We start from the raw sequence: 13,116 nt of genomic DNA on the forward strand, positions 1-13,116 counted from the left end.
CCATGTGAAAGCAGTTCTCACCCGCGTGACCGAGGCCCGTGTGGTCGTCGACGGAGAGACAGTAGGGGAAATCAACGGTGGCGACACCGGCGGAGTCCTGGCACTGGTCGGGGTTGGGCGCGACGACGGCCCAGAGGCGTGGAAGACGATGGCCCGCAAGATCGCAGACCTGAGAATCCTCGACGGAGAGCGCTCCGCTACTGACGCTGGTGCTCCAATCCTTCTCGTCAGCCAATTCACACTCATGGGTGCCACTGCGAAGGGACGACGCCCCTCATGGTCGGACGCGGCACCTGGAGCAGATGCTGAGAAAACGCTTGGAATGATTGTCGATGATCTAAGAGGACGCGGACTCACTGTCGAGACGGGAGTATTCGGCGCAATGATGAAAGTTGAATCGGTAAATGACGGGCCATTTACGCTGCTCGTAGACTGTTAACGATTTATTTCAAACTTTTTTTCAATTTTCCGGAACATTCTCTCTGCATCGGTCGTTATTAGAACAAGAGACTTCGACACAGGAGGCTAGGGTTCATGACTACTGCAGAACGAAATGCTGGGAAGCAGGAAAACACCGTAGACCGTGGGCGTCGCTCCGGGAACAATGAGAACCCGTCGCAGGATCTCGTCCGGGTCTATCTCAACGGAATCGGTAAGACCGCTCTTCTGACCGCAGAAGAAGAGGTTGAACTTGCGCAGCGGATTGAGGTCGGTGTTTATGCCGAACATCTGCTCTCTTCCGGCGAAAAGGTGACACGTGCACAAAAGCGTGACATGAAGGTTCTGGTTAAAGAAGGAAATGCGGCACGATCGCATCTGCTGGAAGCCAACCTTCGATTGGTTGTCTCTCTGGCGAAGCGTTACACCGGCCGTGGAATGCCTCTCTTGGATCTCATCCAGGAAGGAAACCTCGGACTGATCCGCGCCATGGAGAAGTTTGACTACACCAAGGGCTTCAAGTTCTCCACGTACGCCACCTGGTGGATTCGTCAGGCCATTACCCGCGGTATGGCCGATCAGTCCCGCACCATCCGCCTCCCAGTCCATCTCGTTGAGCAGGTCAACAAGATTTCGCGCATTAAGCGCGAGCTCTACCAGCAGCTCGGCCGAGAGGCTACCCATGAAGAACTCGCCGACGAAGCTGGAATTCCGGAGGAGAAGATCGAACTTCTGCTCCGTCAGTCGCGCGACCCGGTGAGCCTGGATATGCCGGTCGGCACCGATGAGGAAGCACCCCTCGGAGACTTTATCGAGGATTCGGACGCAACTGACGCGGAGGAAGCTGTCGTCGCAATCCTGCGCCATCACGATGTCCAGGGTGTGCTCCACACCCTGGAAGAGCGTGAGCGTGAGGTCGTTAAGCTCCGCTACGGTCTGGACGACGGAATGCCGCGCACTCTGGATCAGATCGGTCGTCACTTCGGCCTGTCCCGTGAGCGCGTCCGCCAGATTGAGCGTGAGGTCATGGCGAAGCTGCGGGAGGGCGAGCGCGCGAACAAGTTGCGCGCGTATGCTGGCTAAACGTGCTTAACCAGAACGAATGATCGAAGCGGGACAGGGTGCCACACACCCTGTCCCGCTTTTGAGTTATCCTATGTTCACGATGCATAACCCCAGCTCTTTTCAATGAGCCGGGGCATGTGAAAAGAATTCATAAGACCGGAGGACGTTACGTGAGAGACCTGGTAGACACCACGGAGATGTACCTGCGCACCATCTTTGAACTCGAAGAAGAAGGAATCGTTCCCCTTCGTGCGCGAATCGCCGAGCGTCTGGACCAGTCCGGCCCGACAGTGAGTCAGACCGTCGCACGCATGGAGCGCGATGGTCTCGTGACCGTCGCCCCGGACCGCAGCTTGAAGCTGTCTGAAGAAGGACGTGCCCACGCGACGGCCGTCATGCGCAAGCACCGCCTCGCAGAGCGGCTGCTAACCGATGTCATCGGGCTCGAGTGGGATCGAGTCCACGACGAGGCGTGCCGCTGGGAGCACGTCATGTCTGAGGAAGTCGAGCGCAAGCTCGTCAAGGTCTTGGACGAGTACACCGTCTCCCCCTTCGGCAACCCGATTCCGGGTCTGGAAGAGCTGGACGCACCGGAGTTAGCTGCCTCAGATGACTTGTCGGTGCGTCTTCCCCAGCTTCCTGAGGGCGGAGTCAAGGCTGTCACCATCACCCAGATCAACGAGATCCTCCAGGTCGAGCCGACGTACATGAAGCGCCTGCACGCTGCTGGCATTCTGCCGGGAGCGGACGCCGAGGTGGAGATCCACAACGGCCGCATTACGTTGAGCCGGGGTGACCACTCCCTCGACCTGCCTGCCGACCTCGCCCACGCGGTGATGGTGATCCCGAAGTGAAGCTGCTCGTTACCGGTGGCGCCGGATATGTCGGAGGAGTCACTGCGGCAGTCCTGGCGGACGCCGGCCACTCCGTGACTGTCATCGACAATCTGTCGACGGGCAATCGCGATGGTATCCACCCGAACGTCACCTTCATTGAAGGCGACGCTGGGGAATTGGCTCTGGAGGTGCTCTCCTCAGATCACTACGACGGAGTCCTCCATTTTGCTGCACGGTCCCTGGTCGGCGAGTCCGTTCAGGAGCCTGCGGAATACTGGCACGCCAACGTCGGAACCACGCTGCAGATCCTCGACGCGATGCGGGCAACGGGGACTGACAACCTGGTGTTCTCGTCGACTGCTGCAACGTACGGCGAACCGGAGCAAGTGCCGATTACCGAATCGATGCCGACTGCGCCGACAAACGCATACGGTGCGACGAAGCTGTCGATCGATTACGCGATCACCTCATACGCCCGTGCCTATGGTCTCGGTGCGACAAGCCTGCGGTACTTCAATGTCGCCGGCGCCTGGGATGGGTTCGGAGAGAACCGCGTCGTCGAGACTCACCTGATCCCCTTGGTACTCCAGGTCGCTTTGGGGCACCGTGACAAGATCATGGTCTTCGGCGACGACTGGCCAACTGCAGACGGCACGTGCGTCCGTGACTACATCCATGTGAAGGACCTCGCAGACGCACACCTGCTTGCTCTGCAGTCCAACACCGCTGGCGATCACCGGATCCTCAACCTCGGCTCGGGAGACGGATACTCCGTCCGCGAAGTCATCGACACCTGTCGAGAAGTCACCGGACATCCGATCCCCGAGGAAAGTGCGCCTCGCCGTGACGGTGACCCAGCCACTCTCATTGCCTCCTCTGCGAAGGCGATGGAGAACCTTGGTTGGAGCCCGTCCCGCACCGACCTTTCGACGATCGTCACAGATGCCTGGGAATTCACCTCAGCACTTGGCGGTCGCGCGCATTCAGCGTCGCGAGGCTAGTCCTCGGACCAGATCGCTTCGGCAATCTCCAGGCTGGCTTCGACCATGGTCCCCACGGCCATGGATCCGCAGCCGGCGGAGATCGCCCCCTCGAGTAGCTGAGTTAATGAGTGCCCAGGGCACTCGTTGCCCGCTTCCTTCAACGCGGCCACGGCCAGCCCGGTACACCCATTGGCTTCTCGATCAAGTGCGTAGCAGGCCAGCGCATTCGCCCGGTACGTGCCGGAGAAACACCTAGCGGCATGGAGCCAGATGGTCCGCATTGCCTCAGCGCGCCTAGAGTCCACGACCATGTGGAACATCATGTCCCGCACCGTCAGGTCACAGAAGGTACGGGCCACAGTTCTAAGTATCGCGCGGTCAGCCAGTAAATCCATGACTGACTCACGACCATCGACCATCTGGTCGATGCAGCCCTCCCAGTCCTGGATCCAGGCCCTCCGCCGCTGGAGCTTCTCCTCCGTAGATCGCTCATTTCGGTCGATTCGCAGGCCTTCGCGTTCCACCTCCGCCTGAACTGATCGACCGGCATCTACGTCGTCGAATTCGCCCGCTCTGAATCTGGTAAACATCTCAAACTCATCCAGGCAGATGATCTCCCCCACCTCCCCGAGCGCACGTCCGGCCCTGCCGACAACAGGATCTCCAAGGCGACAAACCACAGCCCCACCGGAATCAGTGAGTGCCTCTCCACCGCGTATCGCTGGGGTTCCGGCTACCAGCCCAGGAACGGCTCCTACAGCGGTCAGGTCATCCCGGAGACACTCCACGTCGATTCCGCACTGGTCCACCTCCCACCGGGCGGAGATGAAGAAAACATGGACCCGCGGAAAATCAGGTGCAAACATCGACACCGCCTCCACGATATTTCGATGAGCCTCACCCGGCTTCAGCTCGAGTTCCCTGACCAGGAGCGGACCGCTCTTTTCGAAGGGTGCCTCTTCAGAAAGAGCCATGATCAGCTTTTCCCTCGGGTGGTAACAGAGCACGGCTGGAATGTCGGTGATGAAGGTGGACAAGGGCATCGGGTCCGGATAACTGAACTGGTGAATCGGCATGACGTCACCTTCCACCGATGCACCTGCACCAGAGCGCCTCCGCAGAACGTCACGCTCAGCAAATGTGGAGGAAATCCGAACAGTGGAATACTTGATGAAACATCACTGTTGTCATAGGCACGAAGCAACGGAAGTCACTGTCATTGGTGACTTCCATACGTCAGAAGGGACGTCGGTACATGAGCCAGGATCGCAATCGACACTTCGTCAACGAGACAGGTGCCTCTGTTCCGGAGGTATGGAAGTCCCCTGACGGCCAACTGACACTTATCGTCGCACTCCAAGGGTATGCAGACGCCGGTCAGGCTGTTGGCCATGCCGGGGAGCTACTCCTAGAGGAACTTGACCACCGCACCCTCGCCTCCTTCAATTCCGAAGAATTGCTGGACTATCGATCCCGTCGACCTCCAGTCACGATGGAAGGTAGCCGGATCCGCGAGGTGAAGAACCTGGAGTTGACTCTCGACGCAGTCAAGGACAACTCCGGTGCGCCATTCCTCCTACTGACCGGCCCTGAGCCGGACTTCCGGTGGGACTCATTCTCCACGGCAGTCGCTGACCTCGCAGAGCAGTACGGCGTCACCCGCACGATTGCTCTGTACTCAGCGCCGATGACAGTGCCGCATACCCGTCCGATGAATATCCTCGCGCACGGCAATGACGCGAAGGCTCTTGCCGCCAACCACACGTGGGGCCAGAAGTTCGTCATCCCTGGTGCAGCGAGCCTGCGCTTGGAAGACGAGATGGTCAGGCGCGATCGCATCGCCGTGGGCTTCACCGCTCAGGTACCTCACTATGTGGCGCAGTCGGAGTACCCCGAGGCTGTGCTTGGACTTCTGCGGGCAGTGTCCGGATCCGGCAGCCTTGATCTGCCACTGGGAGAGCTAGAGCAGGAAGTCGAAAACGTCCGCCAGGTCCTCGACGAGCAGGTTGGCGAATCCGAGGAGATTCAGCAGGTCGTCAACACTCTCGAGCAGCATTACGACGCTGAGCGGCAGCGGCGCCTGTCCCTGGAGTCCAACCCGTTGATCGGTACAAATGGCAATGTGCCGACCGCCGATGAACTCGGCGCCGAACTCGAGCAGTTCCTGGCCGGTGAGATTTCCCGAACCGACGGCCGCTTCGAATACCCGGTGACGGATGTCGAGCTGGTAGAGGAAGTGACTGATCAGGAGGAACTAAAGGAGACACCTGAAGCGGATTCCACCCTGGAGAACTCCTCTGTTGAGGAGCCGAGGGAGGAGGATCAGGACGTCGGGAAGCATGACGACGGCGCCGATAACCCTCCCCGCTCCTGGCGTAAGTGGTTCCGCAGGTAGCCTTGGGTGCGTGAACCTGACGCAACTGCTCCCCGACCTGGTCGACGTTCCTGAATCCCTGTTCCCCGACGCGGTGGCTGATTCATTCACCACCTGGACGGCGAGCAGGGATCTCGCGTTGTATCCAGCACAGGAGGAAGCGACGCTGGCATTGGCCGCCGGAGATCATGTCATCCTCGCAACCCCGACCGGTTCGGGAAAGTCGATGGTTGCCATCGCTGCGCATTTCATCTCGATGGCCCGAGGTGAGCGGACGTTCTACACGGCTCCGATTAAGGCTCTGGTAAGCGAAAAGTTCTTTGCACTGTGTGAGGTGTTTGGTGCTGAGAACGTCGGGATGATGACCGGTGACGCCACCGTTAATGGCAAGGCGCCGATCATCTGCGCGACCGCTGAGATCGTCGCAAACATCGCTCTTCGCGAGGGCGCGGCCGCGGATATCGGCCAGGTTGTCATGGACGAATTCCACTACTACTCCGAGCCAGACCGCGGCTGGGCGTGGCAAATCCCTCTCCTGGTCCTACATAAGGCGCAGTTCCTTCTGATGTCGGCGACCCTCGGCGATGTTGAGTTCTTCATGAAGGACCTCACTCGTCGAACTGAGCGCGACGTAGAGCTCGTCGCCGGCACGACCAGACCTGTGCCGCTGGAATTTGAATACGTGTTTACCCCGGTCCACGAGACCATCGAAGAGCTCCTCGGGGACCGCAAGGCTCCGATCTACGTCGTCCACTTCTCCCAGCGCGAGGCCGCTGAGCGCGCACAGTCCCTAACTGGGCTGAAGCTGCTCACCGACGAAGAGAAAGAGCTCATCCGTCAGGAGATCGGGGATTTCCGCTTCACGACGGCCTTTGGCAAAGACCTCTCGAAACTCGTCCGGAAAGGCATTGGCGTGCACCACGCCGGCATGCTGCCGAAGTACCGCCGACTCGTGGAGAAACTGAGCCAGACCGGTCTGCTGAAGGTCATTTGCGGCACCGACACGCTGGGAGTCGGAATCAATGTGCCGATTCGCACCGTATTGATGACGGGACTGGTCAAGTACGACGGCATCCGGCAGCGACCGCTGAAATCCCGCGAATTCCACCAGATTGCAGGCCGTGCGGGACGCGCTGGATACGACAAAGAAGGCACGGTTGTCGTCCAGGCTCCTCCGCATGAGATTGAGAATTTCAAGCTTCGTAAACGCGCCGGTCAGGACCCGGCGAAGGTAAAGAAGCTCCGTCTGAAGTCTGTACCGAAGGGCGAGGTGACCTGGTCACAGGCGACCTACGAGCGACTGGTGGATCAGCCGCCAGAGCAGTTGGTGAGCCGGTTCAAGGTGTCCAACGCAATGATCCTTAATGTGATCGGCCGCGGCGGAGACACCTTTGCGCACATGAAGGAGCTTCTGCGCGATAACCACGACACTCGCCATCAGCAGAATGAATCCATCCTTACCGCGATCGAGTTGTACCGGGGCCTCAGCAACGCTGACATCATCGGTCTGGCGGATACGAAGTTCGGGCCGCAACCACGCATGACCATAGAACTTCAGCGGGATTTCGCATTGGACCAGCCACTGGCGCCGTTCGCGCTCGCAGCACTGGAGCTGCTGGATCCGGAGGGCGATTCATACACGCTGGACGTCATATCCATCTTCGAGTCCATCCTCGACGATCCGAGGCCGCTACTGCAGGCTCAACAGCGAGCCGCCCGAGGCGCAGAGATCGAGACGCTGAAGGCGGACGGTGTTGAGTACACCGAGCGCATGGCGTTGATTGAGGACGTGACCTATCCCAAACCGTTGGAGGATGAGCTGGAGGCCGCGTACCAGACGTACGCTGCTGGACACCCGTGGGTCCGAGAGTTCGAGCTGTCCCCGAAGTCCATCGTCAGGGAGATGATCGAGAAGGGCATGACTTTCTCGGATCTAATCTCGGAGTATCAGGTTGCGCGAGTCGAGGGCGTCGTCCTGCGATACCTCACTGATGCATGGCGGACGCTGCGGCACACCCTTCCTCCGGAGAAGACCAATGACGAGCTAGCAGAGATCGTCGAATGGCTCGGTGAGCTAGTACAACAGGTCGATTCATCTCTCGTCGACGAGTGGGCTCGCATGGCAGATCCGGATAAGCCGCTGGATGAGGAGACACTCCGTGAGGCAGCTTTCGGCGATGACGGAAGCCGACCGCTGACTGGTAATCGGCGCGCTTTCTTGCGGATGGTCCGAAACCTCATGTTCCGCCATGTGCAGCTCTTCGCCATGGAGAAGGAAGATGACCTGGCGGCGCTGGACGCATACTTGGAGGAGGCACCTAATTGGCCCGCTGCGATGGACGGATACTTCGACGAGTACGAAGAAGTGCTTCTCGACGGTGACGCCCGCGGACCATCCATGTTCCGCGTCGAAGAAGGGCCGGAGGTGTGGAAGGTCTCGCAGACGATCGCGGATCCGGAGAAGGATTATGGCTGGCGACTGGAGGCAGAAGTCGACCTCCCCGCCTCTGATGAGGCTGGAGAGGTCCGGTTCCGCTCGCTGCGGATCATGGAGGGTTAGTCGGCGCGGGTCATCTCGAATGCGCGGGTGACCAACTCGCCGATCTTCGCGAATTCCTCGCCACGCACTGAGCTAGAGCGGTGAACCATGCCGATTGTCCTGCCCGGCCTAGTCGGGCCACCGAAACGTGCAGTAGCCAATCCCGGTCGGAATGCTTCAGCAGAGACCGCGGATTCTGGGATCAGCGTCTCCCCTAGTCCTCCGGCGACGCACTGGACGACGGTGGACAGCGAAGCTGCGCGGGTCTCCAGTCCGCTTTCCATGTCACGGCGGGCGTCCACTCGGCGACAGAGGTCGAGGACCTGGTCGCGCATGCAGTGACCGTCGTCCAGCAAAAGGAGGTTCAGCTTATTGAGCACCTCCAGAGTAAGGCTGTCTTCACCGGCAAGTTCGTGACCCTCCGGGAGGATGATCCGGAACTCCTCGTCGTATAGTGGCGTCTCTTCAAAGATGGAGCCTCCCGACGGCAACGCCATCACTGCCACGTCAATGTCGCCCGAGCGAAGCGCCTCAGTCAGATGCTCCGTCGGCTCTTCGTGAATACGCGGTTCCAGTTCGGGCAGCTCTTCCCGAACCAAGTGCAGGAAGTTCGGGAGGATATACGGGGCGACCGTGGGGATGAATCCAATGGTCAGCGGCCCGGAAAGTTCTTCAGTTCGGCCGGCGGCTCGGTCGACAACCTCGTCGACAAGTTCAGACACCTGACGGGCAAGGGGAAGCAGACCACGACCGGCGGGAGTGATCAGGACGCGTCGGGTGGATCGCTCCACCAATTGCACGTCTAGACCTTGCTCGAGCGTCGCCAGTGCCTGCGACAGGGAAGGCTGGGAAATCCCAAGTCGGCGGGCTGCCTGACCGAAATGACCGGTGTCTGCGATCGCGACGAAGGCTCGTAGCTGCGGTAGGGTCGGGCGGTAATCTCGATTACGCATGCCTATAACTCTACACGACACTATTAAATTCTTCCTCTTGACTCTGTCTGCCGCCATAGGCATAATTGCGTACGTACCCACGGAAGGTCGCGGGTGCCGATAAACCTTGAAGTACCACTTTCCAACTAGGAGGATCACATGGCTCTGCTCACCGTCGGTGACCAGTTTCCCCAGTTCAATCTGACCGCTCTCAAGGGCGGCAACCTGCGCGACGCTAACGCTGCATCGCCGGATGACTACTTTGAGCAGGTCACCAACGAGTCTTACGTCGGCAAGTGGAAGGTCGTGTTCTTCTACCCGAAGGACTTCACCTTCGTCTGCCCGACCGAGATCGCCGCGTTCGGCAAGCTCAACGAAGAGTTCGATGACCGCGACACCATCGTTCTCGGCGGCTCCGGTGACAACGAGTTCTCCCACTTCAACTGGCGTGCAACCCACCCGGAGCTCATCGAGGTCCCGTTCCCGATGTTCGCCGACGTCCGCCACGACCTGATGCGTGCCCTCGGTGTCGAGAACGCTGACGGCGTTGCTGACCGCGCGACCTTCATCATCGACCCGGATGGTGTCATCCAGTTCGTCTCCGTGACCCCGGACGCTGTCGGCCGTAACGTCGACGAGGTCCTGCGTGTCCTGGATGCCCTCCAGTCCGAAGAGGTCTGCGCCTGCAACTGGCAGAAGAACGACCCGACCAAGAACATCGACAAGATGGATGTCGTCCAGGAGGCTCTGAACTAAATGTCGATCGATAACCTGCGCTCCGGCCTTCCGGAGTTCGCGAAGGACCTGAAGCTCAACCTCGGTTCGCTCACCCGCTCGACCGAGCTCAACGAGCAGCAGCTGTGGGGCACGCTCCTCGCCTGCGCAGCAGCCACCCGAAACGACACGGTGTTCTCCGAGATCGCCGACGAGGCCAAGGACCACCTGTCCGCTGAGGCCTTCGACGCTGCACTCGGTGCCGCTTCGATCATGGCAATGAACAACGTCGCTTACCGCACCCGCCACATGCTCGGTGATGACTACGCACAGGTGAAGTTCGGCCTGCGCATGAACATCATCGCGAAGCCGGGTGTCGAGAAGGCTGACTTCGAGCTCTGGGCTCTGGCAGTCTCTTCCATCAACGGCTGTGAAGCCTGCGTCTCCGCTCACGACAAGGTCGTGCGTGAAGAGGGCCTCACCAAGGAGCAGGTCTGGGAGGCCGTCAAGGTCGCCGGTACCGTCCAGGGTGTTGCTCAGGCAGTGCAGATCGAGGGCGCCCGCTAAATAGCGGGCTCCAACGACGAAAACCGTCGACTACCGAAAGGTAGCCGACGGTTTTTTGCGTATCAGGCCCGCTAGTTCACGACCTTCGTTTCTCCACACTTGTCGATAGTGAAGTCATCGAGGACATCACCGACGGCACGTGCACCGTTTGAGGACTGCGGATCTTCCCCCACCACGGTCACCACTGACTGGACCGACATCGAACAGCCGTCCAGAGTCAGAGTCTGATAGGTCGACAGGTCCTGTGCCCACGTGACGCGGTTCGCCCCGCGGTTGTCCCACGCCGGATTCTGAGCACTGGTGGGATAGAACTTCGAGCCGGCAGTCGCGACGAGGTACACGGGGCCATCCTCGCTTTTCTCTCCACGTGCGTACGCGTGATCATGGCCGTTGAGGACCAGGTCGACGCCATGACGCTCGAGGACTTCGCCGAAGAACCTCTCATTGATGCCGTCGTCCCGATTGGTGCTGGAGTTGTACACCGGTTGGTGGAACATGACGACCGACCAGTCATTCGGATTATCGGCCAGTGCCGCGTCGAGGAACTCGGCCTGCTGGTTGAGAAGCAGCATATTTGCAGTCAGCACGACATAACGGACACCGCCCTGGTCCACGTAGTAAGAGGTATTACTCAGTGCAGTCGGCCCGTTCTGGGGGTTGGTGACGTGGTGGTGATACGGCCGACCGGTGAGATCCGGGGTCAGCTCATGGTTTCCGATGGCGGTTAGCAGGGGCGTGTCGACCAGCTCCGGTGCCAGCCCTTCGTACCAGTTGCCCCACTCGGAATCGTCGGTGTTGATGTTGATCATGTCTCCGGACTGGAGAATCAAGTCCGGGTCCGGCATCGCCGCGCGGGCGGCGGCCGTCGTAGCCTGCCACTCGTTGTCGAGTCCGTTTTGAGCGTCTCCGAAGAACAGCATCTGCTGCGGGCCTGCGGTCGACGTGGTGAAGGTGTGCCATGGACCGGACTCGCCCTCAGATACCACCCGGTAATCGTAGGACGTGCCCGGTTCCAGATCTGTAAGGCGAACGCTCTGATGTACGCCCTGGTCGGTCGACCCCTTCGACTCTGCGATAACCGACTCCACCGCTTCCGTTCCGGACTGTCGGTAGTCGACGGTTGCGCCATCGGTGTTGGCACGGAACGTCACGGCCATAGAGGTACCGGCATCTGCTCCTGGGTTCAGCAACAGGCGGTCAACGAGCTCAGTAGGTTCATTGTCCTGAGCAGTAGCCGCTGGGACCTGGCTGCCTACGAGGAGGGCGGTGACTACTGCTGCGGCAACAGAGCTGCGGCGGAGGGTAAGCATTGTTTCAGAACTCCTAACATCGGTACGAGACACAATCCCTCCGATTGTCCGTCGTCGACCCGACCGCCACGTGTCCGCAGAGTGAACGGAACCTATAGAAACAGCGACAATCTAGAATTGCCGCGACTTCCGGCCGCTATGCCCCAATTGTCACCATCGCCACTCCATCAAAGGGCGTGAGATTGCCGGACTCATCGCGTGACGACGCACTGAACCTCACCGAGTACTCCCCCGCCTCCATATCGGTGGTATCCCAGATGATCCGGGCACGGGTTTCGTTGCCTTCCTTGGAGAAGATGATCCTGGAGTCCTCATGGGCGTCATCTGCCACCCGGGCTCCGGCCGAATCCTCGATTCGGTGATACCCAGACTCATGCCGAAGATCGTGGTTTGGGTTCGCCGCCGCAAAAACCACTTCGATCTGTTCGCCGGACGACACCGGTCCCTCGGGAGATTCCAACACATCTCCAAATGCCGCACCGTCCGGAGCCACATCCGTGTTCGGGGCTCCGGCCGGTGAGGTCGGGATAAATCCAACAAGATCTCCAGATGCAGAACCGGGCCGATTGGGAAGACCATCCTTGAGCTGGTGGGTGAGGTTCGCGAGAGTCTGGGTGATTGCAGGGAGGGTGTCGCGTCCAAATGCGGTGGCACCGCCTTCATAGTCCTGCTGGTCGTACTCCTGTGGAGTCGCCGCATAGTGGCCGTATCCAGACACGTATCCCTGAACTAGGACTAGCGACCGATCTACTCCGAGGATGTCTGCGACGGTGGTCCGGATCCGCAGGCCTGCCACTGTCGTTGGTTCGAATGCGCAAGAGACGATGGTGAACCCTGCGATCTGGTGCACGTGGAAGATATGAACTTGCTGGATAAGCCCGTCGATGTATCCAACCGGAAGCAGCGACTCCTTGGGGTTGTGCAGCTCCAACACATGGGCCGGCAGGATGATCTCACCGAGCTGGCGAGCCCACGGGGTGCCTCCGTACTCGCCTTCGTTAATGGGAAGTCCATCAATCCCACCACCGTCCTCCTGGCTCGAGGCAGCGAACGCGGCGCCGAGCACTGCAGGGGTCTGCTGCACGTGTAGGTGACATCTGAGTTGGCTTGCCCGGGAGGGTGGGCTGGAAGGATGTCATTGTGCCGAAGCCCTATCCCCGAGAGTTCCGTGACGACGTTGTGCGTGTTGCGAGGAGTCGTGAACCAGGTGTGACGATCGAGCAGATTGCGAAAGATTTCGGCGTTCACCCGATGACCCTGCAGAAATGGTTGCAGCGCGCCGCGGTGGAGGACGGTGACCGGCCAGGGCAGACCCGAGCCGAGGGGGTTGAGTTGCGGGAGGCGCGCAAGCGCATTCG

General features: G+C 60.0%; 13 protein-coding genes. 9 read left to right on the top strand and 4 right to left on the bottom strand.

Annotated features, from left to right (window positions below; translation table 11 throughout):
- Positions 1-4 precede the first annotated feature (4 nt).
- From dtd to galE, 4 genes are all read left to right on the top strand, one after another.
- Positions 5-439: a D-aminoacyl-tRNA deacylase gene (gene dtd / locus YWU_RS0112435; RefSeq protein ID WP_027020722.1), complete on the top strand. Its 435-nt coding sequence runs from the start codon at positions 5-7 to the stop codon at positions 437-439.
- 95 nt (positions 440-534) lie between these two features.
- The gene (locus YWU_RS0112440; protein ID WP_027020723.1) at positions 535-1,521 is read left to right on the top strand and encodes a sigma-70 family RNA polymerase sigma factor; all 987 of its coding nucleotides are present in this window, start codon (positions 535-537) and stop codon (positions 1,519-1,521) included.
- A 152-nt stretch (positions 1,522-1,673) separates the two neighbouring features.
- Complete coding sequence (locus YWU_RS0112445; RefSeq protein ID WP_027020724.1) at positions 1,674-2,357, top strand: iron-dependent transcriptional repressor DtxR; 684 nt, start codon at positions 1,674-1,676, stop codon at positions 2,355-2,357.
- Positions 2,354-3,340, top strand: coding sequence for a UDP-glucose 4-epimerase GalE (galE, locus tag YWU_RS0112450; RefSeq protein WP_027020725.1), 987 nt, complete (start codon positions 2,354-2,356; stop codon positions 3,338-3,340). The genes YWU_RS0112445 and galE overlap by 4 nt, the downstream gene beginning before the upstream one ends.
- On the opposite strand, the gene YWU_RS0112455 is transcribed toward galE, so the two are convergent.
- Positions 3,337-4,398 (bottom strand): DUF4192 family protein, encoded by a 1,062-nt coding sequence (locus YWU_RS0112455; RefSeq protein ID WP_156892838.1) that lies wholly within the window; start codon positions 4,396-4,398, stop codon positions 3,337-3,339. The genes galE and YWU_RS0112455 overlap by 4 nt on opposite strands.
- Positions 4,399-4,577: 179 nt before the next feature.
- Between YWU_RS0112455 and YWU_RS16825 the strand changes: the two genes are divergently transcribed.
- Positions 4,578-5,717, top strand: a complete 1,140-nt coding sequence (locus YWU_RS16825; RefSeq protein ID WP_051260346.1) for a PAC2 family protein — start codon at positions 4,578-4,580, stop codon at positions 5,715-5,717.
- 10 nt (positions 5,718-5,727) lie between these two features.
- On the top strand, positions 5,728-8,256 hold the full coding sequence (locus YWU_RS0112465; RefSeq protein WP_027020727.1) for a DEAD/DEAH box helicase: 2,529 nt from the start codon (positions 5,728-5,730) through the stop codon (positions 8,254-8,256).
- Here the strand turns inward: YWU_RS0112465 and YWU_RS0112470 are convergent.
- Positions 8,253-9,188, bottom strand: coding sequence for a hydrogen peroxide-inducible genes activator (locus YWU_RS0112470; RefSeq protein WP_027020728.1), 936 nt, complete (start codon positions 9,186-9,188; stop codon positions 8,253-8,255). The two genes, YWU_RS0112465 and YWU_RS0112470, sit on opposite strands and share 4 nt — an antisense overlap.
- A 138-nt stretch (positions 9,189-9,326) precedes the next feature.
- Between YWU_RS0112470 and YWU_RS0112475 the strand changes: the two genes are divergently transcribed.
- Together YWU_RS0112475 and ahpD are read left to right on the top strand one after the other, a co-directional pair.
- Positions 9,327-9,923: a peroxiredoxin gene (locus YWU_RS0112475; protein ID WP_027020729.1), complete on the top strand. Its 597-nt coding sequence runs from the start codon at positions 9,327-9,329 to the stop codon at positions 9,921-9,923.
- Positions 9,924-10,448, top strand: coding sequence for an alkylhydroperoxidase, AhpD family (ahpD, locus tag YWU_RS0112480; RefSeq protein WP_027020730.1), 525 nt, complete (start codon positions 9,924-9,926; stop codon positions 10,446-10,448).
- A 71-nt stretch (positions 10,449-10,519) separates the two neighbouring features.
- On the opposite strand, the gene YWU_RS0112485 is transcribed toward ahpD, so the two are convergent.
- On the bottom strand, positions 10,520-11,758 hold the full coding sequence (locus YWU_RS0112485; protein WP_027020731.1) for a purple acid phosphatase family protein: 1,239 nt from the start codon (positions 11,756-11,758) through the stop codon (positions 10,520-10,522).
- 136 nt (positions 11,759-11,894) lie between these two features.
- On the bottom strand, positions 11,895-12,842 hold the full coding sequence (locus YWU_RS16830; protein WP_051260347.1) for a neutral/alkaline non-lysosomal ceramidase N-terminal domain-containing protein: 948 nt from the start codon (positions 12,840-12,842) through the stop codon (positions 11,895-11,897).
- A gap of 56 nt (positions 12,843-12,898) precedes the next feature.
- Here YWU_RS16830 and YWU_RS0112495 point away from each other — a divergent pair.
- Positions 12,899-13,116, top strand: a 218-nt coding sequence (locus YWU_RS0112495; RefSeq protein WP_027020732.1) for a transposase, incomplete at its 3' end; no start/stop codon positions are given.

The organism is Corynebacterium sputi DSM 45148 (assembly GCF_000427865.1).
GTDB classification, from domain to species: Bacteria; Actinomycetota; Actinomycetes; order Mycobacteriales; family Mycobacteriaceae; genus Corynebacterium; species Corynebacterium sputi.

What these genes read in the sequence shown, in the direction of transcription:
- YWU_RS0112485 (WP_027020731.1), bottom strand. Translation starts at nt 11,758, where the DNA reads ATGCTTACCCTCCGCCGCAGCTCTGTTGCCGCAGCAGTAGTCACCGCC.
- YWU_RS0112475 (WP_027020729.1), top strand. Translation starts at nt 9,327, where the DNA reads ATGGCTCTGCTCACCGTCGGTGACCAGTTTCCCCAGTTCAATCTGACC.
- YWU_RS0112440 (WP_027020723.1), top strand. Translation starts at nt 535, where the DNA reads ATGACTACTGCAGAACGAAATGCTGGGAAGCAGGAAAACACCGTAGAC.
- ahpD (WP_027020730.1), top strand. Translation starts at nt 9,924, where the DNA reads ATGTCGATCGATAACCTGCGCTCCGGCCTTCCGGAGTTCGCGAAGGAC.
- YWU_RS0112470 (WP_027020728.1), bottom strand. Translation starts at nt 9,188, where the DNA reads ATGCGTAATCGAGATTACCGCCCGACCCTACCGCAGCTACGAGCCTTC.
- YWU_RS16825 (WP_051260346.1), top strand. Translation starts at nt 4,578, where the DNA reads ATGAGCCAGGATCGCAATCGACACTTCGTCAACGAGACAGGTGCCTCT.
- YWU_RS0112455 (WP_156892838.1), bottom strand. Translation starts at nt 4,398, where the DNA reads ATGCCGATTCACCAGTTCAGTTATCCGGACCCGATGCCCTTGTCCACC.